This is a genomic window from Streptomyces doebereineriae, from assembly GCF_031845645.1.
Classification (GTDB): Bacteria; Actinomycetota; Actinomycetes; order Streptomycetales; family Streptomycetaceae; genus Streptomyces; species Streptomyces canus.
Genome location: NZ_JAVREZ010000002.1, coordinates 784349 through 810284 on the forward strand (window position 1 = coordinate 784349; position 25936 = coordinate 810284).

A 25936-nucleotide genomic window follows, 5' to 3' on the forward strand; every position below is an offset into this window, starting at 1 on the left:
TCGGAACGGCGTCCATCAGCCTGTGGCTTGAGCTTGTAGCTCTTGGAATGCGGCTGTGAGCCAACCCGCCACCGGAGCTCCCCGTGCGGCGAGCAGGCGGCGTCCGTGGAAGCGGGCCGCGGACTTGCGCAGCGCTTTACGCGCCGCCGCACGGGCCGGGGCTTTACGGATGTTGGCGCGCTGCGCCGCGACCGTGCCGCCCCTCTTCGCGTCCCGCTTGGCGCGCTGCTTGGCGATCGCCGCATCCCGCGCCGCCCGCGCCTTACGGACCGCCCCGCCCATGAGGCGGCCCGCCAGACCGGCCCGCTTGTTCAACCGGGTGTTGCCGGCAGCGGCCTTGGCGTTGCGGCGCGCGTCGGCGACCGCGCGCCGCGCGCTGGTGGTCTGCGCCCGCTGCCCGGCCCGTGACCCGGCGCGGGCCTTCTGCGCGGCCCGCAGCGCCTTGACCTGTCCGGCCCGGCCCGCAGCCGTACCCGCGGTGCGGGATGCCGGGTGCTTGGACGTGCCGTGACTGCTCTTGCCGAGGGTCTTTCCGCCGGTCGCGCTGCGGCGGTGCTGGCCGGGCACCTTGCCCGACCGGCCACCGGAGCGACCGGCACGCGAGCCGGACGAACGGCCCCCGGAGCTTCCGCGGGTGCCCGTACCGGAGCGGCGCAGCCCTGCGGAGCGAGCAGCCGAACGGCCGGCAGCGCGGGCCGCGGAACGGCGCGCTTCCCGGCGGGGATTGGGCTTGCGGGAGCGGGCGGCGGCGACCGTGCCGAGCACCACCATGCCGGTGGCAGCCACGGCAGCGGCGACCGGCCCGCCAGCCAGGGAAGCGGCGGCGACCGCGCCCACGGTGCTGTTCGCCCCGGACAGGGCGAGCGGGACGATCGGCCAGCCACCGGGCGTGTGCTCCACCTCCGGCACGTCCTGCGCCTTGGCGGGCGCCGTGTCGGGAGGCGGCAGGGGCGGTGCGTCGGGAGCCGGGGCTACTACCGGCTCAGTGCTGAGTTCCGTCATGCTGTGAGCACTCCTTCACGGGAGTCAAAGGGGCCTGGCCGCTAGCTGTGAGAGGTCGGCGGCCAGGCCCGGCAGATGGACTGAGAGCAGGTCAGAGCCGGTTGGGCTCCAGCGAGAAGAACAGGACCGTGGCGCCCCGCAGGATCGGATCCGCGTCGGTGACGGACAGGTAGATGTTCCGGTAGACGCTCTCGCGGGTGCTGCCGGACGCCGGGGTGCAGGTGCCGCTGCGGGTGGTGGAGACCCGACCGGGCTTGTCGACGGACAGCACCCAAAAGTGCGTGCCCGACCGGCTGTCGATGATGGGCTGGGCGGTGCTCATGCTGGTCTCCTTACTCATGCGCTGCGGTGCGGGTGGTGGGCGGCGATCTCCTGCCAGCGCCGGTTTTCCGCGGCGTCCGTGTGGGCGAGGCTGACGCGGAAGTCGCAGCCGGGCCGCGTACACCGGTGTGTGGTCGTCGACATGGCGCTGATCAGGCGGAAGAGCAGGCTGGAGAAGGTGGCCACGCAGGACAGGCCGCAGGCCAGCAGCAGCGAGAGCGGGACGCCGTAGCCGGACAGCCGCAGGCCGATGACCACGGACAGCGCCGCGCTGAAGGCGACGGCGCCGGTCACGAGGACGCGGTGACGTGTGTCTTTCACTCGAACTCCCTTGCCGGGTTGGGATGTTCAGGCGGTGCGCTGTTCTTCGGCGGCCAGGCACAGGCCGCAGATGCCGTGCGAGGTGGGAATGCAGTAACCGACGTCCAGCCGGCAGCGCGGGCACGTGCGCCGCGCGAGCATCGCCAGCGCGAGGGCGCCCCACTTGCGCGAGCTCATCGGACGGACCGGCTTGGCCAGGTCCTCGCGGTAGAGGAAGGCCACGCGGGGCGTCCCTGTCTTGCGGTTGGTGACCATGACCTGTGCGGCGATCGGCTGCCCGCCGGGCCGTAAGCCCTTCGCGCGCAGCTGGCGGCGGGTGGCGTAGCCGTGAGGGGACATGCGCCACGGGTAGGTCGGTACGCCGAAGCGGGCCCCGTTCGGGTCGAAGCACTTCGCGTAGGCGGTCGGCATCAGACCACCGCCCCGTCAGCCTCGAACTCGGGGTGGCCGGCGTCGCGGAACTCTTAGTAGCGGGTGGACACCCACCCCACCGACCAGCCGCACAGCTCGGCAGCGGATCGCACCGGAAGCCCTACCTCGAACGCGGCCTGCACGGTCGAACGGGCACGGTCCTCGGGGAGCTTCTCCACAGCAGGCCCAGCGGCCAGCAGCGCGGCGCGTTCACGCTCGGCACGGGCCTGACGCTCAGCCTGTTCACGGCGTTCACGCTCCGCGCGAGCGGCCCGCTCCTGCTCGGCCCGCTCAGCGGCCTCGCGTTCACGGCGTTCACGCTCCCGCTGCTGCTGTTCACGCTCGCGCTCAGCGCGTTCACGCGCCTCCCGCTCAGCCTGCTCACGGGCCGCAGCCTGCTCGCGTTCCTCGCGGCGGGCGGCTTCCTCGCGTTCGGCTTGTTCGCGGATCAGGCGGGCTTCGTGTTCACGCTGTTCACGCGCCAGCAGCGCGGCGTGCTCGCGCTCCTCGCGGGCCAGCCGGGCGGCCGTCTCACGCTGCTCGGCAATCGCCCGCTCGCGGGCTTCGCGCTGGGCTTGCTGCCGTGTCTCCAGCTCGGTCACGGCGGCGGCGATTGCCCGCCGGTAGGCGAGCCCGGTTTCCGCGGTGACGATCAGCAGCAGTGGTGCGACCGCATGCACAGCGACCCCGACCAGGTCGTTGTGCAGGGCGGAGTCGGCGACATTGAGGGCGAGGGTCATGCAGCCGGTCATCCAGCGCAGCACGACCGGCCACTTCCCGCCGTGCCCTCCGAGCCGGGCCAGCACCGCATCGAGGCGGACCACGATGACCACCGCGGCATCCACCACGAGGGGCAGGATCGGGGCGGTCCACTTCCACTTGTCGGGGGTGTGGGCGGCGGCGAGGGGGGTGACGGTGAGGATCGAATACAGCATCGCGCCCGCCACGATCAGCCATGTGCCGACGGACAGGGCGCGTTCGGCTGAACGGATCTGAACGGCGTTCACGCGATCGCCCCCGTCCCTGAACGCACCTGCGTCGCAGCGATCAGAACGACCGGCGAGGCAGGGTTGCCGGGGTCGTCGCTGTCCTCGGTCCACCGCCACTCAGCGCCCGGTACCGGCTCGAATCCGAGCACGCTGAGCGCGTCCGTACGCTCCGTGAACGTCGGCACCGGAAGGGCCCGGTCGAAGCCGAACTCCGGCCACGCCTCGGTGGTGTTCAGCAGCACCACGTACAGGCGCCACTGGCCCTTGAACACGGACATCTGCGCCGTGAACGTCTGGGCCATCACGCCCCGACCCCCGACGCCGTGACCGTGTGGTTGATCAGCTCAACCCGCGCGGCCAGTGGCCGGCGGCGGGCCCGGCGGATGCGCCGCTGGTCCAGCTCGCTCGGGGTGCGGTCGAGGGTGGCGATGTGCGCATCCAGCAGGTCGATATCCGCGAGGATGACGGGCATTTCGCGGTCGATCGCGTCCAGCTCCGCCTCCGTCGGCTCCATGTAGTCGGCGAACGCGGTAACGGCTTTGGCATGAGCAAGCAGCCGCAGTACCGACAGGTCGCGGACGTCCTACGTCGCGAGATCGCTAACGGCACCTACGCGCCAGGCGCTCGGCTGCCTTCGGAGAACGACCTACAGCAGCGGTTTGACGCGTCGCGGAACACCATCAGGAACGGCCTAAGCCTGCTGGTGGGCGAGGGCCTTATCTCGTCCAGCCAGGGACTCGGCTACGAGGTGAAGTCGCAGGAGGTGTTCGAACTCAACGCGTCTCGGTTCGAGAACCTGACCTTCCCGCAGAACGGCGACGCCTACAGCACCGACGTGACCAATGCGGGGCGACGACCGCACCAGACGTTCCGAGTTGAGATGCTGCCAGCACCCCAAGAGGTCGCCGAGCGCTTGAAGGTCGAGCCCGGCACTACGGCAGTATTGCGGTTTTGTCATCGCTATGTGGACGACGTTCCTTGGTCCACCCAGGCGACCTACTATCCATCCTGGCTGGTCGACGCATCACCGCGACTGGCTGAGCCTGGAGACATCAAAGAGGGCACAACGCGCTACCTGGCTACTCAAGGCATTGAGCAGATTGGGTACTTCGACGAAATCGCCGCGCGGATGCCGACCCCGGAGGAGGCACGGCTGTTGGAGGTCGGAGCAGGCGTCCCGGTACTGCTTTGGACGCGAACCGGCTACTCGGCAGACCGCCCGATCCGGTGCACCATCACCACTTTCCGGGGCGATCTGAACCGGATGAACTACGAGATCGGCGATCTGGCCGCCCGGAGCGAGAACACGTGATCATCACGCTTGCTGAGCCGCACGACGTAGCCAAGTTGTTGGCCTTCCGCGAGGAGGCCGCTGCTTGGCTGCGTGGGCTCGGCTCTGACCAGTGGAGCCGTCCGTATCCGGCTGACAAGCTGCTCGCCACGATCGAAGCGGGCACGGTGTTCATGCTGCGCGACGGGCACACGACCGCCGGCACCATCACGCTCACCCCGGACGCCGAAGATGGCCTCTGGACTGACGATGAACTGACCGAACCGTCGATGTTCATCAACAAGCTCACCGTCGCCCGCGAATACGCCGGGCAGAACCTGGGCAGTCGACTGCTCGACTGGGCGGGTGATCGGGCGAAGCGTGCGGGGGCCCAGTGGATTCGATTGGACGCGTGGACAACGAATGACGCGCTCCAGCGGTACTACGTCGAGCAGGGCTTCACTCACATCCGTACGGTCCGGGAGGGAGCGGCCGTTAACGGTGGCCCACGGGTCTCCGGTTGGCTCGCACAGCGCCCGGCGCGACAGACAGATCACGGCTTCACGGACCGCACACCACCCCCCTCACGACTTCCGATGGCAGCCTAGGCTCAGGAAGAGGCGTAATGAGTGTTTCTTGGTCTCGCGCCATTGTGGATACTGCAGTTAATCTAGTGCTGATTCCGTCTCTTGGCGCCCTGACTGCGCAGCTCATATTCCTACCCCTGTCTGCATTAACTCCATGGCGCGACGGGAAAATCGTTCCCTTTATACCGCTTCGATATTTCGTGCGGACGGGTCCAATTAGGGCTCAGGTACGAAGAGCTATTGCAGCTTGTCGCGCATTCGGGTTTCCCCTCGAAAAGACATTTAGCGATCACGTGAGCGAGGTATGTGACGCTCTAAGGGTGCGTTCGGCATTCTATCTGTTAATGCATGCAGTGGCGTTTATTTCTGCGGCTATTACCGCTACGTATGCGCTATATCTCAACACCGTAACACCTAATCGTCCGGGCTTTACTGCGGCGGACCTCAGTGACCTAAGCTTCGTCACTTCAATCTTGCTTTCAGAAATTGTATTTCTGATCCTCCTGCTGCGCCGAGCTGAGGCGTGGAGGCGTGAAAGTGCTGACGTGTCTGCCATTTTTTTCGGCTATAGCGTTCTCTGGATTTCCTGGGACCTCGCAAATGGCAAAGGAAAAGTACTGGATGTAGACGAGGCCCTTTCCCTGGTTCGCGCCAATCTCGGAGACTTTGCCGCCCATTCTGATTATTTTGCTGATCCTGAGCGGCGGGATTCTGTATTGCGGCACGTGGCCGCAGTTCAGAGAGAGTTGATGAAATGCTCTGATCGACTGTTATCTGATGGCGTTCTTGCTCTCCCCGACTTGGTTAAGACGGTCGGCCCATTTCTTGAGCGTTTGGTTGATCAGCGATGGCTAGGGCTGCTGGATTTGCCAGATGCAGCAGACGCTGAGTCCATAGTTCGCTCCGCTGGAGATCGGGATTCCAGACGAAATGCCCTGATTATCATAAGTGGAGCCGCAATTGCCGCTCTCGTAGTCGGCCTGGCGACTACGGTTGGCATTTCCGCGGAAACAGCGGTATTGCCTGCAGCTCTCGTCTCTCTTGTGGGGCCAGTGATCTGGGGCGGGAAAAGCCTTGGAGTTTCTCCCCGAGTCATTCTCGGCTCCATCATGGGGTCCACTTCGGGTGATGGCCAGGTGGATTCACGGCAACCAACCGGAGGCAATCCGGGAGGTGATGTTTCCTGACGTCAGGGTATTCCATCATAAATGTCGATTGGGTTGGAAGTCAGATAAGGCGCTACGTGCTGATATCAACCCTGGCATCAACAGGGTGGAGCATTATGGTTTGTGACTACAGAAGCAGCTTGCCAGCCATGGATTTGGTAACTAATCGCTCGGCAACTCTGACAGATACCCAAATCCTGGTAACTGCGATGCCTGGCGGAGGCCGGAACCTTGACCGACTGTCCCGCCCCCGGGCGACCGCCATGACATTTCGCTCTTATGCACGGAATCTTACTGTTCCGCACAGCAGCAGCACCCTGCGTACGTATCGCCCTCGTACTCGATGCCACGGTCCAGTAGCTCGTCGCAGTTTGGGCAAACTACCAAAAGTGTGGTATTCACTTGCAGGAGTTTTCCGTTTTTTAGCTCAAATACAGATTTCACGCCATCGAGGCCATGTTGGCGAATTCCCTGTTGTAGAAATTCAAACCCTCCATACGTGTGTCCGCACACACACTCAATACGGCTGCACCGAAAGGTGCCAACATCGATGCCAAGCTCAGACTTGATCCGTTCCTTCTCTTCGTCAGACAACGACCTGAGCCCCGAAGATTTGATCCGCTCCGGGGTCCAGTACCAGATTTTAAACGCTTCTGCTTGACCTTCTGTCAGGTAAAATGACGCTGTCCTGCCGTTCTTGATAGCATCCTTGACGATGCCTACGACGGTAGACTCGTCCGCCGAGATTGTCGCCTTTCCGCTGCCTGTGGTGGCGTCGATGTGGGTCAACAGTGACTTCTCCATGGCATACCTCCAGAGGGCGCTCAACCAACTTTCCTGAGGAGGATGTCCCCCAGAATCCTTCGCCATGATCGAGCCAGGATTTTGTTGCACTCTGATGGCGTAAGTTCCGACGGGATGCGGTGGGTCGAGGATCACGCGGTGGAGCCGGCCCCAGTCCCGCTCCTGACTCCACTGGGCGAAGCGCCGCGTGAGGCCCGAGCAGGATCAGCCTACGAGCACCCCTACGGCCCCGCGTACGCGCGGGCACCTGCGCAAGGTGAACCAAGCGGCCTTACAGCGGCTAACACAATGAGGCGGATGGCTCCTGATCGGAGCAATGGTGGAGCGAGTTGTGCGTTCGGCTGGGAGTGCGGGTCCCGTCTGTCGGGAGGGATTGCTACCTCTCCTGTGTGCTCCGCGTTCTACCCTGCTCAGCACGGAACTCGTCCAAGAGGGAGAAGAACATCTCCATCGGTGGCGTACCCGCCGACTCGGCTGCCCGTTCGATCTCGACAGCCCAGCCCAGGTTGCTGGGGTGCGCCATGTTCGTCCGCTTCCACAGCCACTGGGAGAAGGGGCCGCCGTTCCAGAAGTCAAAACTCTCGTCGTTGTCGTGGATCTCGCAGGCGACCGCGTAGCCGACAAGCATGGAGTCCAGATGCTGAAGAGAGCCGCGGCGAACCCACATTCCCGGGCGCAGCCTCACCTGGTCCAGGAACTCGTGGACATCACGCAGTTCTCGCGGCTTGCGTGGCCCGGGCCTGCTGGCCGCCAACTCGGTCATACCTGCAGCCTACTGACAACAGCTAACACAGGAAGCGAATCTGTCGTTGGGTGATGAGGCAGCAGGCGAGCTTGAGGAACGCTTCGTGGATGTCGGCTCTGCGTTCCCAGCGGATACGCAGGCGGCGGAAGCCATGCAACCACGCGAAGGTCCGCTCCACCACCCACCGGTAGGTGCCCAGCCCGGTGCCATGCCGGGTGCCGCGGCGGGCGATGGCGGGCACGATGCCGCGGGCGCGGACCTGGTCGCGGTAGATGTCGTGGTCATAGCCGCGGTCGGCAAAGAGGGAGTCGGGTCTGCGGCGGGGACGGCCGACTCGGCCGCGGACCGGTGGGATCGCGTCGAAGAGGGGCAGGAGCTGGGTGACGTCGTTGCGGTTGCCGCCGGTCAGCAGGACTGCGGGCGGGGTGCCGTGGCCGTCGGTGATCACATGGTGTTTCGAGCTGGCTCACCCCCGGTCGACCGGCGACGGGCCCGTGTGCTGCCCCTTTTTAGCGCCCTGACGTGGGAGGAGTCGACCACGCAGCGGGACCAGTCCAGGCGCGAGGCCGCGTTGAGCTCGGCGAGCAGGACCTCGTGCAGCCGTTGCCAGACGCCGGCCTCGTTCCAGTCCCGCAGCCTGCGCCAGCACGTCATGCCCGACCCGAACCCCAACTCTTGCGGCAGGTACTCCCACTGGATGCCGGTGTGCAGCACATACAGGATCCCGCACAGCACCTCGCGGTCCGGCAATGGCTTGCGGCCGGGATACCGGAACCTGCGCGCATGCTGCGGCAGCAACGGTTCCAGACGGTCCCACAGCTCATCCGACACGATCCACGGCGATGTCCCCACGTCCAGCCGAACGCTCAACTCCCGCCTCGGACACGGCCATCAGGACCGATCCACCTCATTGTGTTAGCCGTTGTTAGACACCGTGCTTGCCAAGGCTGACCAGGATGCCCAGGGCCGGTTCGTCGGCATCCTCGAGGCGCGCCAGCTGTTGCCAATGACGCACAAGAAACGATTGACTGGGTTTCGGTGTGTGGCTACTCCGGAGCAGATGCCTTAAGCTTCCTACCTCTTAATGCGACTTCGGATAGCCAGTACTGCCAGGCCCAGAAAAACAGGTTCGATGATCCTGGAAGACATCTCGATATATGTTCCAGAAGTCGTCAGGACCTGGCCGGATGATCGAAACGCGACCGAGTTGACCACTACGCGAAATCCCTTCTCAAAACGCTGTAGAGTCGCGCGGTCATGTATCGGACCAGACGGATTCACCGGCTTTGGTGTCTTCGTTACTTCCTCGAAAGTGCGACCATGGATGACACCGTTGGACACCGTCATTGGTGCCTGAGACGGCAAACCCCAGAAAACTAAACCAGTTAGCGTTGCAACTATGGTGAATGCGAGCCAGACCAATGCCCGTCCGGCTCGCAGTCCATATCCGGAAACCAGGCAGTAAATAGCGAGCAAGTAGCGTTCTGAACGTGGCCGCGTTCTGTCATTCCGCCGCATTTCCATTTCGCCATAGTAGAAATCTGCCGCATCCGGTTCATTCTTCGAGTCTTCAAAGGATTTTCGGAGATGCCTGTAATTCGCGGATAATGCGGCAGGTGTAGTGCTTGTAGCTGACGTATTTATGCTCCACCCTCTTGGGGACTGGCTAGTTGACCTCCATTCAACTTCTTCGGCCAGCACTCGCCGTGGGGGCCAACGAGTTATCCGCCAACCGTTGACCTGAATTCCGCGAGGCGAGTTACTGAACTGGCATTCCCCCTCAAGACGTATTTGGTCTAAGTGCATGGCCCCAGGGGATTGGCATTCCCTAAGGTCGGCGTCGACCAGTAGAAGTTTCGCTACATCGGTGCCCTGCAATGAAGTTATCTTTGCTGGAAGCGACTCGCTAATGGGCGAGTCGTCCAGGGCTGAACCTTCTGCATTACGAAAAGGATTAGGCATCGTTGCGACGACCATGTTAGAGGAAAAGTACGCGCCACTCAGGTCTACCTTGGCGTGCCTGACTCGCAGGACGCCGGTGGATGACCATTCTGCCTGCTGGAAGGAAAGATCGACTGCGGAAAGTTCAAGGATTATAGGGCGCTCAAATGTTGCGCCGCTAAAGACTATGCACCCATGCGAAATAATGGGTCCCATGCGCTTGGCTCGCTCGAAAGCTGCTCTAACGAAGTGTACGTCTTGGTGAAACTTTGCACCGCGAAACAAAGCCGCTTTAGAGAAGACGGAATCGGTAAAGTATGACTTTCTAGTAAACCTTGTGTTGTCGAAGTTTGCGGAAGCGGAGAATAGCGCCTCAGAGAATACTGCTCGACCGAAGACTGTGTTATGGAAGTCTGCTTCACGGTCGAAGGTGGCGCTGCTAAAAAAGGCCTCACTGATCGAGGCTTCGGAGAACGTAACTACCGAGTGAAACTTGGCAGATACGAACTGGGCGAGGCTATGGAATGAGCTGGAGGAGAAATCTGCGGTTCGGGCAAATTGAGCGTTAGTGAATTTCGTCCTTTTGTTGAACGTCGACTGAGTGAACGCGCAGCGGTCTCCGAATATCGCCTGAACAAAGGAAGCTCTGGAAAATTGCAATGCTCGAAACTCGGCCATGCTTGAGAAAGTGCAATTCGTGAAAGATGCGGCGCCCTCGATCGTTGTGTTGTTGAATATTGCAACACCATGGAATCTGGCTCCCTCGAACCGGCACTCCTTTTTGAATTCAGAATCTACGAATTCGATCTTGCTTTGAAATTTCGCTCCACCGAACTGGGCGTCTTCGAGGAAGCGAGTTCTATGAAAAGTGGCTTCACCTAGAAAGTGTACGGAGCTAAAATTTGCTGCCTCAGAGAAGACGGCCCCAGTGAATTTAGCCGACCCGAAGCCGGCTCTTCCGGTTTCAGGGTCTCGCACGGAATCAAGTAATTGACTGAGTAGCTCCGCGGTGAATGTTGTGCCGCTAAAATTTACGTCCATGCCATAGGAGAAGGTAGCCAAATAATCGCGCCTGTTTTCCTCCGGTAGATGGGTCAGGCAGAATGCGAAGGGTACCAGTCGGTAGCCATTACAGGCAGGCTGTTCCGGGGGACCGTAGCCACACCGGGGCCATCGGCCTCGCCTTCCGCGCGTGTGAATCATGATGTGTAGGACACTCGGGCTTGTCAGGTTGGTTGCACGTGCCCCACGGGTGGCTAGCGGTGGTCCCGGGTGGTGGTGCGTGCGGGCCAGCGACGCAGTCTCCTGGAAGGGCACGCGTCCATGAGGCGGGTGCGCGTGGGCCATGTGTGGGCCAACTACCGATGAAGAACTGGCTGGTGCCGTGTATCGGCAGGTCAGGCCCCATATCGACCCCGCGTACGCGACGCTCTTGAAGACCGTCGTGGCGCGAGTCACCGTGGGTTCAAATCCCACACCCACCGCAGTAGTTCGTAGGTGCTGGTCAGAAAGGGTGTCCCTCGGTGAGGGGCACCCTTTCCCTGTTGCGGTGGGTCGGGTGGGTCGGACAGAGCCCAGGTCTAGAGCTCGTAGTCCCGAGCCAGATCCTCCCACGCGATCTCCCTCAGCCCCTCCTGCGCGTCGCACTCCGACGGCACGCGTGCGTGGGGCTGGAACCAGATGATCGTGAGGTGGGAGCCGTAGAGGATGGGATCGCGGGAGGGTGTCAGGGCCGTGGAGCGGAAGACGCCGACGCAGGCCACCGCCGGCAGCATCTCGACCGGGCCGAAGGCGCCCGGGTAGTGGTCCGGGTACTCGTGCGGGGGCGGTACCAGGTACACAGGGGCGGTCGGGTAGTCGTGTTCGGCCGACCTCAGCAGGCCTTTGATCCTCAGCTCGTTGACCGGTCTGCACGGGTAGCCGTCCAGCATCCCGCCGTACGTCGACGTCAGGCGCAGCTCCCCGAGGTCGACCCTGCGGCCGGAGGTCAGGACGAGCCGGGACAGGGTCATGATCGGCACTCTGTGGCGCTCCCATGGTGCTGGTGATGCTGTTCCGTTCTATGGCCGATGCCCCGTCATCCGCGCCGCCGACGCGATCGTCGCCCGTGCCTCCCGTTCCGTGAGCCCCGTGTTGAGGGCCGCGTCCACCAGGGGAGCGACCAGTGCGGGGCCGATGCCGTTCTCGTAGGCGCGGCAGGCGGCCCAGAAGAGGCGGGTGTTGCGCTGGCCCTCGTGGGCGGCGAGGACGAACTGGACCAGACCCTGGCCCTGGTCGCCGGCCGAGGGATGGGTCGCGGGGTGGGTGGGGCGCGGTGGTGGCAGGAGCAGGCGGAGCAGGGCCGGTGGACAGGCCGCGGGGGCGAGGTGGGCGGTGCCGGGGGCCGTGCCGTAGACGCCGTGGTCGGTGCGGGAGCCGGGGCCGACGAGGTAGCCGCCGGCGCCCCGGATGTCGATGCCGGGGGCGAGGCGGCCGGCCGAGTTGGGGACCGCGGCGTCGGGCGGCCCTGTCAGCCAGAGGTGGCGGCCGCCGCTCGGGGTCAGGACGACGACCGTGTCGGGGATCGTGAAGAGGTGGCGCAGGGCCAGTTCGCGCAGGGCCGCCGAAGAGTCCGTGCCCGACTTGGTGTCCAGGTCCAGGCCGATCAGATGGTGGGGCGGGAGGCCGCACGCGATGCCGTATCCGGTCGCCCAGGGGGCCGCCGCGAAGAGTTCGCGGATGCGGACGGGGTCGGTCGAAGCGTCGTAGACCCCATGGCCGAACGCGCCGCACTCGCCGTGGCAGGGCGCGGCCGAGGAGCCGTCGTCGCGGTGGGGGGAGCGCAGGGCCGGGAGCTTGGTGCGGGACAGGGGGATGACGGCCAGCCCGCGCTCGGCGGCGGACAGGGCGTGTGCGAGGGCCAGCGTCGTGGCCTGCCGGTCGGTGGTGGCCATGTCTCCATGTTCGTACGTACGTTCGAAAAAGGGAAGAGGTGGCGGGTGCGGCGCGCCGGGGTCGAGGGATTGGCTGGAAAAGTGCCGGAACGCTTCCCCTGTTGTCCCACTTGACGATTGAGCGCCCTTATCGTCCTGATCTGCTGACTGAAGTCGCGAAAGGGGTTTATCGACTTGTCCTCACGCTTCAGGGGGAATAACCGCTTCCGCTCTGGTTCGCCGGGGATTCGGTGGGCAACTCTGATCTCGCGACGTCGTGCACAGCACCGGGGTGGTCGGCCAACTTCCCTGGGAACAGCCTTACTTGACGTACTACCGGCTACAGGCCGGGTTCTGGAGGAAACACCATGGCAAGCATCCGTACCGCCCGCGTCATCGCCGCCGTCTCCGCCCTCCCGCTCGCCGCCGCCCTCTTCACCGGCGTCGCGGCGGCGGACAACGGCGGCTTCGCGGACAACGGATCGAACGCGGGTGTCGCGAGCATCGTGGGCAGCGGTGTCGGGCACGACAACAACGGCAACTCGTCGACCACGCAGCAGAACGCCGTCGGCTCCGGTGCCTCGGCCCAGAGCAACACGGCGCAGGTCAAGGGCTCCGCGTTCACGGCGGTCAACCAGGGGAACAACAACACATCCGTCAACTTCAGCCCGCTGTGGTGGTGATGCGAGAGGGCTGACCGGCCATCGACGGGGGGTGCTTCACGGGGTGGGACACGTCCGCGCGGCGGTGCTTCGGCGCCGCCGCGCAGGCGTGTTCGCGTGCGCGGCGACGGCCTTGACACCGCACTGCATCTGACGGACAGTCAGGAAATCTTGCGGACAAGGAGGTTGCCGCCATGGGCGACGATCCGGACACCCCGCCGCCTCGGCCGGAGGCCTACGATCCGGACGACTCGGCGGCCCGGCCGAACCCTTACGCTGCGAACGACTCGACGGCCCCGCCGGGCCCCCGGGCCCCGGATGCCGTGGCGGCACGACCGCAGTCCGGCGACACGGACGGCCCGGCACCCGGGTCGGGGAGCCACAATCCGGACACCCTGGCAGCTCGGCCACAGTCCGGCGACACGGACACCTCCGCAGCTCGGCCGCAGGCCCGCGGCGCGGACGGTCTGAGAGCCCGGTCGGACACGCGTCATCCGGACGCCTCCGCACCTCGGCCGCAGGCCCGCGGCGCGGACGGTTTGAGGCCTCGGCCGCCAGAGACGCGCCCTGCGGATAGCTCCGGAGTCCGGGAGCAGGTCTGTGACGCGGACGACCTGACGTCCCGGCCCGAGCACCGCCGCCCAGACACCCCGGCACCCCAGCCCCACTCCCACCACGCGGACCCCCCGCCGCCCCGGCCCGACCCCCACCCCCCGGCAGACAACCTGCTGACCCGGCTCAAGGCCTACGAAGGGCACCCCGCCGCCGTTGGCGGGGTCGGTAAGGACCCCGTCAATCTGCCCATGATCCGGCACTGGTGCGAAGCCCTCGGCGATGCCAACCCGGTCTACACCGGCGCCGGTGCCGTCGCCCCGCCCACCATGCTCCAGGCCTGGACGATGGGTGGGCTGACCGGGCACGCGGGCAGGTCATCGGCGTACGACGAACTCCTCGCCCTCCTCGACGAGTCGGGCTGCACCTCGGTCGTCGCCACCGACTGCGAGCAGGAGTATCTCCAGCCCCTGCGCCCCGGCGACCGGATCACCTTCGACACCGTCATCGAGTCGGTCTCGGACCGCAAGACCACCAAGCTCGGCACCGGCCATTTCGTCACGACCCGCACCGACGTCCGCGTGGGCGAGACCCTGGTCGGCACCCACCGCTTCCGCATCCTCAAGTACGCGCCCGCACAACGGAAGAAGACCTCACCCCGGCCCCAGCGCCCCCGCCCCGTCGTCAACCGTGACAACGCGGGCTTCTGGGAAGGCGTCGAACAACGCCGACTCCTCCTCCAGCGCTGCACCTCCTGCGCGACCCTCCGCTTCCCCTGGCTCCCGGGCTGCGCCCACTGCGGCGGCCCCGACTGGGACACGGTCGAGGCGAGCGGCGAGGGGACCGTCTACTCGTACGTCGTCATGCACCACCCGCCCTTCCCGGCCTTCGACCCTCCCTACGCCGTCGTGCTCGTCGAACTCGCGGAGGGCGTGCGGATGATCAGCAACGTGGTCGGGACGCCGTACGACAAGGTGCGGATCGGGATGCCGGTGCGGCTCGTCTTCCGGACGTACGACGGTGATCTCACCCTTCCCGTCTTCCGCGCCGCCGCCGAGGAGGCCGCTGCCGAGGAGGCCGCCGTATGAGAACGGGCGACGAGCTGCCACCCCTCGAAATCCCGATCACCCGCACTCTGATCGTCGCGGGCGCGATCGCCTCCCGGGACTACCAGGACGTGCACCACGACCCGGAACTGGCCCGGCAGAAGGGCTCCCCGGACATCTTCATGAACATCCTGACGACGAACGGCCTGGTGGGCCGCTACATCACCGACCACTTCGGACCGCGGACCGTGCTCAGGAAGGTGGCCATCCGGCTGGGGGCGCCCAACTACCCGGGGGACACGATGGTGTTGACCGGAACCATAGAAGCTCTCCAAGACACCACCGCGACCGTCCGGATCGTGGGGACCAACGGCATCGGCAACCATGTGACCGGGACGGTCACCTTCTCGATGAGGGACGCCGAATGAGCGCACGCGCGCGTGACGCGCTCGGAGGCCGGGCCGCGATCGTCGGCATCGGGGCCACCGAGTTCTCCAAGGACTCCGGCCGCAGCGAACTGCGCCTGGCCGCCGAGGCGGTCCGCGCGGCGCTCGACGACGCGGGGCTCACGGCGGCCGACGTGGACGGCATGGTCACGTTCACGATGGACACCAGCCCGGAGATCACCGTGGCCCAGGCCTGCGGGATCGGCGAGCTGTCCTTCTTCTCCCGCGTCCACTACGGCGGCGGCGCGGCCTGTGCGACCGTCCAGCAGGCGGCGCTCGCGATCGCGGCGGGAGTGGCCGAGGTCGTGGTCTGCTACCGCGCCTTCAACGAACGCTCCGGCCGCCGCTTCGGCTCCGGCGTCCAGCACCGCGAACCCTCCGCCGAGGGGGTCGCTCTCGGCTGGTCCCTCCCCTTCGGCCTGCTCACCCCGGCCTCCTGGGTGGCGATGGCGGCCCAGCGCTATCTGCACACCTACGGCCTCGACCCGGAGGTCTTCGGCCAGGTGGCGGTGACCGACCGCGCGTACGCGGCCACCAACCCTGCCGCCTGGTTCCACGGCCGCCCCATCACCCTCGCCGACCACGCGGCCTCCCGCTGGATCGTCGAGCCGCTCAGGCTCCTGGACTGCTGCCAGGAGACCGACGGCGGCCAGGCGATCGTCGTCACATCCCTCGCACGCGCGCGTGCCCTCCCCCACCGGCCCGCCGTCCTCGCGGCCGCCGCCCAGGGCGCGGGCCGGGCCCAGGAACAGATGACCAGCTTCTATCGCGACGACCTCACCGGCCTCCCCGAGATGAACGTCGTCGCCCGCCAGCTGTGGCGCACCTCCGGCGTGAGTCCCCAGGACATCGACGTGGCGATCCTGTACGACCATTTCACCCCGTTCGTCCTGATGCAGCTGGAGGAGTTCGGCTTCTGTACCCGGGGCGAGGCCGCGGACTTCGTACGCCGGGCCGCGCTCCCCCTCAACACCCACGGCGGCCAACTGGGCGAGGCCTACCTGCACGGCATGAACGGGATCGCGGAAGCGGTACGCCAACTGCGGGGGACGGCCGTGAACCAGGTGCCGGAGGCCGAGCGCGTGCTCGTGACGGCCGGGACAGGGGTACCCACGTCCGGGCTGGTGCTCGCTGTGGACGCGTAGCCCCCAGGGGTAATCCCGCAGTAGATGCGCCCTCCTCGTCCACCTTCAGGAGGTGCAGTCAGCCCCACCTCTACAACCTGAGGGGGAGTCTTCTTCGGGACTTGTGGCCGATGAGCGGGGGGTGGTCGCGAATCTAGCGTGGAGCCATGACCACACCCGTCTGCACCAGTGCTTCGAAGGCCGCCGTACCGGCGACGCAGACCCTCGCGTACCCCTCGTTCGCCTCGTACGTGAAGGCACGCCAGCCGGTGCTGCTGCGTACCGCCCGGTCGCTGACCGCGAACCCGAGCGACGCGGAGGACCTGCTGCAGACCGCCCTGACCAAGACCTATGTCGCCTGGGAGCGCATCGAGGACCACCGTGCCCTCGACGGCTATGTCCGCCGCGCCCTGCTGAACACGCGCACCTCGCAGTGGCGCAAGCGCAAGGTCGACGAGTTCGCGACCGACGAGATCCCCGAGCCCGACCCCGTGCCCGGCGAGGACGACCCCGCCGAGCAGCAGGCGCTGCACGACGCGATGTGGCGGGCGATCATGAAGCTGCCGGCGCGGCAGCGGGCAATGGTCGTCCTCAGGTATTACGAGGACCTCAGCGAGGTGCAGACGGCCGAGGTGCTCGGCGTCTCGGTCGGGACCGTGAAGTCGGCGGTGTCCAGGGCGCTCGGCAAGCTCCGCGAGGACCCCGAGCTGGTGCTCGCCCGGTAGGGAACCGTTCGTGACGGTCGGCCGTTGTGAGGGCATCGTGACGTGATCGATCGCCCGGCTCTAGTGACATACCGCGCGGTATGTGCGCAGAATCGGCGCAGCCCTTACTACCGCGTAGGCAATGTCGCCCCCGGGAGGACGCCGTGCTGAGCACGATGCAGGACGTACCGCTGCTGATCTCCAGGATCCTGACCCACGGGTCGTCGATCCACGGCACCTCACAGGTGACCACCTGGACCGGCGAACCGGAGCCGCACCGCCGCTCCTTCGCCGAGGTCGGCGCCCGCGCCGCCCAGCTGGCGCACGCGCTGCGCGAGGACCTCGGAGTCGCCGGGGACGAGCGGGTGGCGACCCTGATGTGGAACAACGCCGAGCATGTCGAGGCCTACTTCGCGATCCCCTCCATGGGCGCGGTCCTGCACACCCTCAACCTCCGCCTCCCGGCCGATCAGCTGGCCTTCATCGTGGGCCACGCGGCCGACCGGGTCGTCATCGCCAACGGCTCGCTGCTCCCCCTGCTCGCCCCGCTGCTCCCGCACCTCAAGACGATCGAGCACGTGGTGGTCTCCGGCCCCGGCGACCGCACGGCCCTCGAGGGCTCCCACGCGCGTGTGCACGAGTACGAAGAGCTGATCGCCGGCAAGCCCACCACCTACGACTGGCCCGAGCTGGACGAGCGTCAGGCCGCCGCCATGTGCTACACCTCCGGCACCACGGGCGACCCCAAGGGCGTGGTCTACAGCCACCGTTCGATCTATCTGCACTCCATGCAGGTCAACATGGCCCAGTCGATGGGCCTGACGGACCAGGACACCTCGCTCGTGGTCGTCCCCCAGTTCCACGTCAACGCCTGGGGCCTGCCGCACGCCACCTTCATGACCGGCGTCAACATGCTGATGCCGGACCGCTTCCTGCAGCCCGCGCCCCTCGCCGAGATGATCGAGCGCGAGCGGCCGACCCACGCGGCCGCGGTCCCCACCATCTGGCAGGGTCTGCTCGGCGAGCTCACCGCCAAGCCCCGTGACGTCTCCTCCCTCACCCAGGTCACCATCGGCGGCTCGGCCTGTCCGCCCTCCCTGATGGAGGCCTTCGACAAGCTGGGCATGCGGGTCTGTCACGCCTGGGGCATGACGGAGACCTCCCCGCTCGGCACCATCGCCCGCCCGCCGGCCCATGCGGCAGGCACGCCCGAGGAGTTCGCCTACCGCCTCACCCAGGGCCGCTTCCCGGCCGGCGTCGAGGCCCGCCTCAGCGGCCCCGGCGGCGAGCGCCTCCCCTGGGACGGCGAGTCCGCGGGCGAGCTGGAGGTCCGCGGCCCCTGGATCGCGGGCGCCTACTACAACGGCCCGGATGCCGAACCCCTGCGCCCCGCCGACAAGTTCAGCGAGGACGGCTGGCTGAAGACCGGCGACGTCGGCACCATTTCCGCCGACGGCTTCCTCACCCTCACCGACCGCGCCAAGGACGTCATCAAGTCCGGCGGCGAGTGGATCTCCTCGGTCGAGCTGGAGAACGCCCTGATGTCCCACCCGGAAGTCACCGAGGCCGCCGTAGTCGCCGTTCCCGACGACAAGTGGGGCGAGCGCCCGCTGGCCACGGTCGTCCTCAAGGAGGGCTCCACCGCCGACTTCGAGTCCCTGCGCGCCTTCCTCGCGAGCGACGTCTGCAAGATCGCCAAGTGGCAGCTCCCGGAGCGCTGGTCGATCATCGAGGCGGTCCCGAAGACGAGCGTCGGAAAGTTCGACAAGAAGGTGCTCCGCAAGCGGTACGCGCAGGGGGAGCTGGACGTCACCCAGCTCTGAGACAGCGAGGGGTGCGGGGAGCAGGGCGCCGCAGCCGGATCAGGGGTCCTCCCCCCCCCCGTATAACAGCCGTCACTCGCTAGCCTTTGCTCAACAGGCGTCACCCGACAACCGTCACCCGACAACCGTCACCGCCGTACCGAAGTGGCGAGCCACCCCAGCCCCAGCCACGCTCCCGCCACGGCGCACACCCCGCCCCAGCCCCACCATCCGAAGGCCGACCCGGCGAGCGCGGACGCCGTCGCGCCGCCGGCGAAACCCGCCACGACATACGCCGTGTTGGCGGTGGCCGGGGTCGAGGTCGTCGTCAGGGCGAGGGTCTGGTTGGCGACGTGGGAGGCGACCAGGGCCGCGTGGACGGCGATCGCCGCGACGAACAGGGCCCACATGACGTGGCCGCCGAGCCAGAACAGCGGTACGGACACAGCGGCGAGCAGATACGCCGACCGTACGACCTTGGCGGCGCCGAAGCGGTCCACGAAACCCCCGGCCAGGGGTGCCACCACGCCGGCCGCCAGCCCGAAGAGGCCGAAGAGACCGGCGGTCGCGGTCGACAGGCCGTAGGACGAGCCGGTCAGCAGGAGCGCCAGCGAGGTCCACAGCGCGCTCCAGGCGCCGTACATCCCCGCCTGCCGCACACACGCGCGCCACAGATCGGGCGAGCGGCGGACGACGGACGGCAGGGCGGTGAGGCCCGAGAAGAGCGGTCCTGAGCGGCGGACTCGTTCGACCGGCAGGGCGTAGGCCGTCGCGAGGCCGAGGACGGCCGTCAGGGCGGCCGCGCCCACGAAGACCACCCGCCAGCCGTAGGCCTGACCGATCAGGCCGCCGAGCACACGGGCCGCGACGATACCGGTGAACAGGCCCGCGATGACGGCCGCGACATGGCGGGCCCGACGGTCGGCGGGGGCGCGCTGGGCGACCAGCGGGACCAGCAGCTGGGGGACGACGGTCGCCGCGGAGGCGATGAGGACGGCGGCCGCGAGGGCGGTGGTGCCGGTGGCGAGCGCGGCGGCGGTCAGGGCCGCGGTGGTGAGGAGTGAGAGGACGGCGACCAGGCGCCGTCGGTTCACGCTGTCGCCGAGCGGGGCGAAGACGAGCAGCCCGAAGGCGTAGCCGAACTGCGCGACCGAGGCGATCCAGGCCACCGCGGAGGGTGTCGAGCCGTAGTCGCGGGCGATGAGGGGAAGCAGCGGGGCCGCGAGGTAGATGTTGGCGGCCGTGACGGCGGTGCAGACGGCGATGAGGACGAGGAGGAGCGAGCCCGCGCGCCGGGCGGGGGCCTTCGTGGACCGCCCTCGGGTGACGGTTGCTGTCGGCATGACCGGGGACTCCTTCGAGTCAGGTCTAACAACTAACTGGTTGGTTGGAACAGTCCCAACAGTCTGGGACGCACGTCGATTCCCTGTCAACCAAATAGTTGGTTACTTGACCCGTCCCCTCTACTCTGGCCCCATGGCAGCAGCAAGGGACCCCGAGGCCACTCGGGCCCGGATCTTCGAGGCGGCGGTCGCCGAGTTCGCCCGCTACGGCATCGCGGGCGCCCGCATCGACCGCATCGCGACCGAGGCCAAGGCCAACAAGCAGCTGATCTACGCCTACTTCGGCAACAAGGCGGAGCTGTTCACGAAGGTCCTGGAGAAGGTCATGCTCGACCTGGCCGTCGCCGTCCCCGTCGACCCGGACGACATCGAGGGCTGGATCGACCGCCTGATGGACTACCACGCCGCCCACCCCGAGGTGCTGCGCCTGCTCTTCTGGGAGGGAATGGAGTACGGCGCCACCGAGCTGCCCGACGAGGCCGAGCGCCAGGAGCACTACCGGCACAAGATCGACGCCCTCCAGGACGCCCAGGACCGGGGCGTCCTCAGCGACGCGATCCCGGCCCGCGACCTGCTGTTCCTGCTGATCGCCCTCGCCAACTGGGCCGTGGTCGTCCCCCAGATGAGGCGGATCGTGGTGGGCGCCGAGGAGAGCGACCACGAGCGGCTGCGGGCCTCGGTGCGCGAGGCGGCGCGGCGACTGGTCACGAAGTAGGGAGTCGTGGGGCGGGTGTGCACGCGGCACCGCAACGACTGCCCGGCCGCGTCCTCAGGCCGTAAGGCCGCCTCCGCGGGCCGTGCCGCGCGGGCGGCCGAGGTCGCGAAACCCCGCGCCGGGCCGGCCGAACCGCCGCCCGCGGTGGAGGCCGCCGACGGCAAGTCCGTCGGCCACGCGACCGTCCCGTCCGGTGGCAGCCGGAGAGCGCCACGGAACCTGGCTGTACCCGCACCGACGCCGGTCCTAGTTCGTGCCGATCCGCGCCAGCAGGTCCACGATCCGTGACTGCACCTCGGCGCTGGTCGACCGCTCGGCGAGGAACAGAACCGTCTCACCGGAGGCCAGCCGAGGCAGATCGGCCTGGTCCACGGCCGCGGTGTACACGACCAACGGGGTGCGATTCAGCTGCCCGTTCGCCCGCAGCCAGTCCACGATCCCGGCCCGCCGCCGGTGCACCTGCATGAGGTCCATCACCACGAGGTTCGGCCTGAGCTGCCCCGCGAGCGTCACGGCATCCGTGTCACTCGCGGCCCGCGCCACCTGCATCCCCCGCCGCTCCAGCGTCGCGGTCAGCGCCAGCGCGATCTCCGCGTGCTCCTCGATCAGCAGCACGCGCGGCGGGTGCTGCTCGCTGTCCCGCGGCGCCAGCGCCTTCAGCAGTACGGCGGGATCGGCGCCGTACGCCGCCTCCCGCGAGGCCTGCCCGAGCCCGGCGGTCACCATGATCGGCACCTCGGACGCCACCGCCGCCTGCCGCAGCGACTGGAGCGCGGTCCGCGTGATCGGCCCGGTCAGCGGGTCCACGAACAGGGCGGCGGGGAAGGCCGCGATCTGCGCGTCGACCTCCTCGCGCGACTGCACGATGACCGGCCGGTACCCACGGTCGCTGAGCGCCTGCTGGGTCGTCACGTCCGGCGCCGGCCACACCAGCAGCCGCCGCGGGTTGTCCAGCGGCTCCGGGGGCAGTTCGTCGTCCATCGGCTGCGGCCGGGGGGTGTGCGGGATCTCGACGGCCCCGCCGGGACCGTCCAGCGGCTCGGGCCCCTCGGCGGCGTTCTCGTCGGGCGCCCCTATGGCGTACGACCGTCCGGCCGCCTCGGTGGCGTGCGCGAGCCGTGACTGCCCGGCCAGCGACGGCTGCGGTGTCTGCGCCGGTGCCGCTACGGCCTGCTCGGCCGCCGGATGCGGACGGGCCCCCTGCTCCGGGGCCGCGGCGGCAGCGGGGTCGGGCCGGGTGCCGAGCTTGCGCCGCCGCCCCGAACCACCGGGCTGCTGCGGGGGAGGCGTGGCCGTCCCCGGCTGCTGCACCTGGGCCGCCTGCCGGGTGAACGGGACCCCTTGACCGAGGGTGCGCACGCTGATCGCCCGGCCCTGGGTGGAGTTCGGGTCGACGGGTGCGGTCGCGGCTTCGGCGGGCAGCGGCTGCGCGACCCGGGCCTGCAGAGGCGTACCGGGCGGCGGACTGGGCTGACCGGCTTCGGGGGCCTGCGCGGGCTGGGGGGCGGGCTGGTTCGGGGGTACGGCGGTGGCGGCGCCGGAGGCGTCGTGGCTGGTGGGCCACGGTTGGGGAGTGGGCGTGTTCTGGGACTGGTCCTGCTGGGGTGTCTCGGCGGGAAGGGGCTGGTTGGGGGCGAGGCCGGGCTGGGCCGGGGCCGCCTGGAGGGGCGAGGCCGGGGCGGGTGCGGTCTGCGGAACCAGGCCGACCTGTCCGGTCGCGTTCTGCACGGGGACACCCGGGAACTGGGCCGACGGCACCGCGCCGGGGGCGGCTGCCTGGACACGCTGTCCCGGCACCTCGGCGGGCTGGGCCACGGCACGTCGGCGGCGGCCCGTCGGCGCGTTGGTGGGGTGCGGTTGCGGCGGGGTGTGGTCGTCGGCCTGGTCGTGCGGCACGGCGTCGTGCCGACCGTCGTCGCCGTGACCGTCGTCGGGGACGACGTGACCGGGGACCTGGGCGAGACCGTTGGCCGGAACGGGGGCGGGGAGGGGAGCGGCCGTGGAAACGGCGGCCGGGGCCTGGCCGGGGGGCTGCGCCTGACCCGGGATCTGTACCTGCCCCGGTGCCTGAATCTGACCGGGTACCTGTACCTGACCCGGGAGTTGTGCCGAGCCCGGGACCTGGCTGTGGCCGGGGACCTGAGTCTGACCTGGGGCGTGACTTTGCCCTGGGGCCTGTGCCTGACCCGGGGCGTGACGTTGCGCGGGGACCTCTGCCTGCCCCGGCGCATGGATTTGTCCGGGTACCTGGCTTTGCCCAGGTACCTGCATCTGGCCCGGGAGCTGCTCCGTGCCCTGGCCCGGGACGTGAGCCGGGTCTGCGACCTGAGCCGGGCCTGCGACCTGGTTCGGCACCTGACCTTGGCCCGGGGCCTGTGCCTGCCCCGGCGCCTGGAGCTGTCCGGGTACCTGCATCTGGCCCGGGAGCTGCCCCGTGCCCTGGCCCGGGACGTGAGCCGGGTCTGCGACCTGGTTCGGCACCTGACCCTGGCTATGGACCTGAGCTTGCCCCGGGACCTGAGCCTGGCCCGGAATCTGTCCCGACTCCGGCCCCGTCGTCTGTGCCTGTGCCTGTGCCTGTGCCTGCACCGGAGCCGGTCCCGCCGCGGCCGAGTCGTCGGACGGTCGGTCCGCCTCGGCGGGCGGGAGGGCGAACACCGCACGGGGGGCCGCCTCCTGCGCGGCCGCGCGCTCCGACGCGGCGGCAAGGGCGCGCCGTCGGCGCCCGTCCTGCGGTGCGCCCGTGCCGGACGAACCCTGCCCGGCGACCGGGAGCTGCCCCTGCGCCTGACCCGGTTCGGTGGAGCCGCCCGCGGGCAACGCCGCCGGCAGCGCGTGCTGTTCGCCGCCGTCGCTCAGGGCCCGACGCCCGGCCGGCACGGGCACGCCCTGCGGCGGCACGGTCCCGCCGAGACCGGTCCCCGCGGCGGCGGACCCGGCGCCATGCTCGCCGGCCATCACCACGGCACCCTCGGACACACCGGCATCGGCGGCCCGAGCACGGCGCCGCCCCGTACCGCCGGAGCCGTCCCCGTCGTCGCCGGAGGCCTGCGCCGGTACGGACACCGGTTGCTCCCGCTCGGCCGCCGCCCGCCGCCTGCGCCGCCCGGTGGGCGCCACGGACTCGTCGGTCTCGGCCGGGAGGTCGGCGTCCAGGAAGGAGTCGGTGGAGGAGCGCCGGGCCCGCCGCCGCCCGCCGCCCTCGGCAGGGGCGGTTTCCACGGGGGCGGTTTCCACCGGGGCGGCCTCCAGCGCGGCCGGACCGGGAGCCGCGACGGCCCCCGCCCCACCGCCGATGGGCACTTCGAGGACGTACGCGCTGCCGCTCATGCCCGGCACTTCGTGCGTCTGCAGCACACCGCCGTGGGCGCGCACGATCCCGCGCACGATCGGCTCGTGCACCGGGTCTCCCCCGGCGTACGGCCCGCGCACCTCGATCCGTACGCCCTCGCCGCGCTGCGCGGCCGCCACCACGACCGTGTTGTCCATGTAACCGCCCGCGGACACGGGAGAGTTCCCGGTCGCGTCGACCCCGGCCACGTCCGCGATGAGATGCGCGAGCGCGGTCGCGAGGCGCTGGGCGTCGACCTCGGCCTCGATGGGCGGCGCATGCACGGCGAACTGGACGCGCCCCGGCCCGATGAGCTCGACGGCCCCGTCCACACCGGCGGCGACGACCGCGTCGAGCATGACGTTCGTACGGACGATGTCGTCGGCGCCGGCGTCGAGTCGCTGGTAGCCGAGGACGTTGTCGATGAGGTTGGTGATGCGGGAGTAGCCGGCCGAGAGGTGGTGCAGGACCTGGTTGGCCTCGGGCCACAGCTGGCCGGCGTCGTCGGCGGCGAGCGCGGACAGTTCGCGGCGCAGTTCGTCGAGGGGGCCGCGCAGGGAGCGGCCGAGCAGGGTGAGGAGCTGGTCGTGGCGCCCGGCGAGCGCCTCGTAGCGGTCCTTCTCGCGCTCCCCGAGCGCGGCGTACCGCTCCTCACCGGCGGCGATTTCCTCGTCGTGCTGCTCCTGGAGCTCCTCCAGTTCGGTGATGTGCTTCTGCCGCAGCGCGGTGAGTTCGGAGGCGTGCTCCTCCTCGATCCGCTCCAGCTCCGCCGCGTGGACCTTCTCGGCGGCGGTCTTCTCGTCGGCGAGCGAGTCGTAGGGCCGCCGGTCGGTGAAGGTGAGCACGGCGCCGACGAGCTGGTCGCCGTCGCGCACCGGCGCGGTCGTCAGGTCCACCGGGACCTTCTCGTCCTTCTTCGACCACAGCACCTGTCCGCGCACCCGGTGCTTGCGCCCGGAGCGCAGGGTGTCGGCGAGGGGGGACTCCTCGTACGGGAAGGGGGTGCCGTCGGCGCGGGAGTGCAGGATGAGGTCGTGGAGCTCGCGGCCACCGAGGTCACTGGCCCGGTAACCCAGTATCTGGGCGGCGGCCGGGTTGACGAGCACGATCCGCCCGTCGGTGTCGGTCCCTACGACGCCCTCCGAGGCGGCCCGCAGGATCATCTCGGTCTGCCGCTGCGACCGTGCCAGCTCGGCCTCGGTGTCCACGGTCCCGGTGAGGTCGCGTACGACGAGCATGAGCAGCTCGTCGCCGCTGTAGCCGTAACCGTCGTAGGCCTGCTGGCCGTTCTCCAGGTTCGCCGAGGTGACCTCGACGGGGAACTCGGTGCCGTCCGTCCTGCGGGCGATCATCCGGGTCGGCTTGGTCTGCCCGCGCGGGTCCATGTGGTCGGGCCGCCGCATGGAGCCCGGGATGAGCCGCGAGTCGAAGTGCGGCAGCAGATCGAGCAGCCCGCGCCCGACCAGCGCGGTGCCCGGCGCCTCGAACGCCTCCAGCGCGATGGTGTTGGCGTTGACGACGGTCCCATTGGCGTTGACCAGCACCAACGCATCGGGAAGCGCGTCGAGTATGGCTGCGAGGCGAGCAGCGCCTCGGGATGGCCTGCTGCTCACGAGACGCTTCCTCCCTGTTACCGCACCTTGCCGACCGTTCGGGCCATCTTGCCAAGGGGCCCGCGACGTGTCACGCGAGGGAGTCTAAGCGCAGCCGTTGTGCGGAGGGTGCTGGATGAGAGGGAGGTC

At 68.3% G+C, this 25936-nt stretch carries 24 protein-coding genes and 1 pseudogene; 10 read left to right on the plus strand and 15 right to left on the minus strand.

The window, feature by feature from the left end; genetic code table 11:
* Positions 1-15: 15 nt before the first annotated feature.
* The 7 genes from RNB18_RS09120 to RNB18_RS09150 form a co-directional block, all read right to left on the minus strand.
* The gene (locus RNB18_RS09120) at positions 16-1002 is read right to left on the minus strand and encodes a hypothetical protein (RefSeq protein ID WP_311713606.1); all 987 of its coding nucleotides are present in this window, start codon (positions 1000-1002) and stop codon (positions 16-18) included.
* A gap of 91 nt (positions 1003-1093) precedes the next feature.
* Positions 1094-1324: a hypothetical protein gene (locus tag RNB18_RS09125; protein ID WP_311713607.1), complete on the minus strand. Its 231-nt coding sequence runs from the start codon at positions 1322-1324 to the stop codon at positions 1094-1096.
* Positions 1325-1338: 14 nt separating this feature from the next.
* Positions 1339-1644, minus strand: a complete 306-nt coding sequence (locus RNB18_RS09130) for a hypothetical protein (protein WP_311713608.1) — start codon at positions 1642-1644, stop codon at positions 1339-1341.
* Between the two features lie 27 nt (positions 1645-1671).
* Positions 1672-2055 carry an RRQRL motif-containing zinc-binding protein gene (locus RNB18_RS09135; protein ID WP_311713609.1) on the minus strand — a complete coding sequence of 128 codons (384 nt, stop codon included), beginning with the start codon at positions 2053-2055 and terminating at the stop codon, positions 1672-1674.
* A gap of 53 nt (positions 2056-2108) precedes the next feature.
* Positions 2109-3062: a DUF2637 domain-containing protein gene (locus RNB18_RS09140; RefSeq protein ID WP_311713610.1), complete on the minus strand. Its 954-nt coding sequence runs from the start codon at positions 3060-3062 to the stop codon at positions 2109-2111.
* Positions 3059-3346: a DUF6303 family protein gene (locus tag RNB18_RS09145; RefSeq protein ID WP_311713611.1), complete on the minus strand. Its 288-nt coding sequence runs from the start codon at positions 3344-3346 to the stop codon at positions 3059-3061. The genes RNB18_RS09140 and RNB18_RS09145 overlap by 4 nt, the downstream gene beginning before the upstream one ends.
* Positions 3346-3558 (minus strand): DUF6284 family protein, encoded by a 213-nt coding sequence (locus RNB18_RS09150; protein ID WP_311713612.1) that lies wholly within the window; start codon positions 3556-3558, stop codon positions 3346-3348. Before RNB18_RS09150 ends, RNB18_RS09145 begins: the two co-directional genes overlap by 1 nt.
* 30 nt (positions 3559-3588) lie before the next feature.
* Here RNB18_RS09150 and RNB18_RS09155 point away from each other — a divergent pair, with 30 nt between their 5' ends.
* From RNB18_RS09155 to RNB18_RS09165, 3 genes are all read left to right on the plus strand, one after another.
* Positions 3589-4356, plus strand: coding sequence for a GntR family transcriptional regulator (locus tag RNB18_RS09155; protein WP_311713613.1), 768 nt, complete (start codon positions 3589-3591; stop codon positions 4354-4356).
* A complete protein-coding gene (locus RNB18_RS09160) occupies positions 4353-4922 on the plus strand; it encodes a GNAT family N-acetyltransferase (protein ID WP_311713614.1) in 570 nt (189 codons plus the stop codon). Before RNB18_RS09155 ends, RNB18_RS09160 begins: the two co-directional genes overlap by 4 nt.
* A gap of 299 nt (positions 4923-5221) precedes the next feature.
* A complete protein-coding gene (locus RNB18_RS09165; RefSeq protein WP_311713615.1) occupies positions 5222-6088 on the plus strand; it encodes a hypothetical protein in 867 nt (288 codons plus the stop codon).
* Between the two features lie 270 nt (positions 6089-6358).
* On the opposite strand, the gene RNB18_RS09170 is transcribed toward RNB18_RS09165, so the two are convergent.
* The 6 genes and pseudogenes from RNB18_RS09170 to RNB18_RS09195 form a co-directional block, all read right to left on the minus strand.
* Complete coding sequence (locus RNB18_RS09170) at positions 6359-6871, minus strand: hypothetical protein (RefSeq protein WP_311713616.1); 513 nt, start codon at positions 6869-6871, stop codon at positions 6359-6361.
* Between the two features lie 376 nt (positions 6872-7247).
* A complete protein-coding gene (locus tag RNB18_RS09175) occupies positions 7248-7634 on the minus strand; it encodes a hypothetical protein (protein WP_311713617.1) in 387 nt (128 codons plus the stop codon).
* Positions 7635-7656: 22 nt separating this feature from the next.
* A pseudogene (locus tag RNB18_RS09180) lies at positions 7657-8468 on the minus strand (IS5 family transposase).
* Positions 8469-8690: 222 nt separating this feature from the next.
* Positions 8691-10598, minus strand: a complete 1908-nt coding sequence (locus RNB18_RS09185) for a pentapeptide repeat-containing protein (RefSeq protein WP_311713618.1) — start codon at positions 10596-10598, stop codon at positions 8691-8693.
* A 539-nt stretch (positions 10599-11137) separates the two neighbouring features.
* Complete coding sequence (locus RNB18_RS09190) at positions 11138-11569, minus strand: hypothetical protein (protein ID WP_311713619.1); 432 nt, start codon at positions 11567-11569, stop codon at positions 11138-11140.
* Between the two features lie 48 nt (positions 11570-11617).
* Positions 11618-12490 carry a bifunctional DNA primase/polymerase gene (locus RNB18_RS09195; protein WP_311713620.1) on the minus strand — a complete coding sequence of 291 codons (873 nt, stop codon included), beginning with the start codon at positions 12488-12490 and terminating at the stop codon, positions 11618-11620.
* Positions 12491-12837: 347 nt separating this feature from the next.
* On the opposite strand from RNB18_RS09195, the gene RNB18_RS09200 reads away from it, so the two are divergent.
* From RNB18_RS09200 to RNB18_RS09225, 6 genes are all read left to right on the plus strand, one after another.
* Positions 12838-13152: a hypothetical protein gene (locus RNB18_RS09200; protein ID WP_311713621.1), complete on the plus strand. Its 315-nt coding sequence runs from the start codon at positions 12838-12840 to the stop codon at positions 13150-13152.
* A 704-nt stretch (positions 13153-13856) separates the two neighbouring features.
* Positions 13857-14771, plus strand: a complete 915-nt coding sequence (locus RNB18_RS09205) for a bifunctional MaoC family dehydratase N-terminal/OB-fold nucleic acid binding domain-containing protein (RefSeq protein WP_311713690.1) — start codon at positions 13857-13859, stop codon at positions 14769-14771.
* Positions 14768-15157 carry a MaoC family dehydratase gene (locus tag RNB18_RS09210; protein ID WP_311713622.1) on the plus strand — a complete coding sequence of 130 codons (390 nt, stop codon included), beginning with the start codon at positions 14768-14770 and terminating at the stop codon, positions 15155-15157. Before RNB18_RS09205 ends, RNB18_RS09210 begins: the two co-directional genes overlap by 4 nt.
* On the plus strand, positions 15154-16320 hold the full coding sequence (locus RNB18_RS09215) for a lipid-transfer protein (protein ID WP_311713623.1): 1167 nt from the start codon (positions 15154-15156) through the stop codon (positions 16318-16320). Before RNB18_RS09210 ends, RNB18_RS09215 begins: the two co-directional genes overlap by 4 nt.
* Before the next feature lie 146 nt (positions 16321-16466).
* Positions 16467-17024, plus strand: a complete 558-nt coding sequence (locus tag RNB18_RS09220; RefSeq protein WP_053851784.1) for a SigE family RNA polymerase sigma factor — start codon at positions 16467-16469, stop codon at positions 17022-17024.
* 155 nt (positions 17025-17179) lie between these two features.
* The gene (locus RNB18_RS09225) at positions 17180-18826 is read left to right on the plus strand and encodes a long-chain fatty acid--CoA ligase (RefSeq protein ID WP_311713691.1); all 1647 of its coding nucleotides are present in this window, start codon (positions 17180-17182) and stop codon (positions 18824-18826) included.
* A gap of 128 nt (positions 18827-18954) precedes the next feature.
* On the opposite strand, the gene RNB18_RS09230 is transcribed toward RNB18_RS09225, so the two are convergent.
* Complete coding sequence (locus RNB18_RS09230; RefSeq protein WP_311713624.1) at positions 18955-20148, minus strand: MFS transporter; 1194 nt, start codon at positions 20146-20148, stop codon at positions 18955-18957.
* A gap of 133 nt (positions 20149-20281) precedes the next feature.
* On the opposite strand from RNB18_RS09230, the gene RNB18_RS09235 reads away from it, so the two are divergent.
* The gene (locus RNB18_RS09235; protein ID WP_311713625.1) at positions 20282-20863 is read left to right on the plus strand and encodes a TetR family transcriptional regulator; all 582 of its coding nucleotides are present in this window, start codon (positions 20282-20284) and stop codon (positions 20861-20863) included.
* A gap of 246 nt (positions 20864-21109) precedes the next feature.
* On the opposite strand, the gene RNB18_RS09240 is transcribed toward RNB18_RS09235, so the two are convergent.
* Positions 21110-25807, minus strand: a complete 4698-nt coding sequence (locus RNB18_RS09240) for a PAS domain-containing protein (RefSeq protein WP_311713626.1) — start codon at positions 25805-25807, stop codon at positions 21110-21112.
* Between the last annotated feature and the right edge of the window lie 129 nt (positions 25808-25936).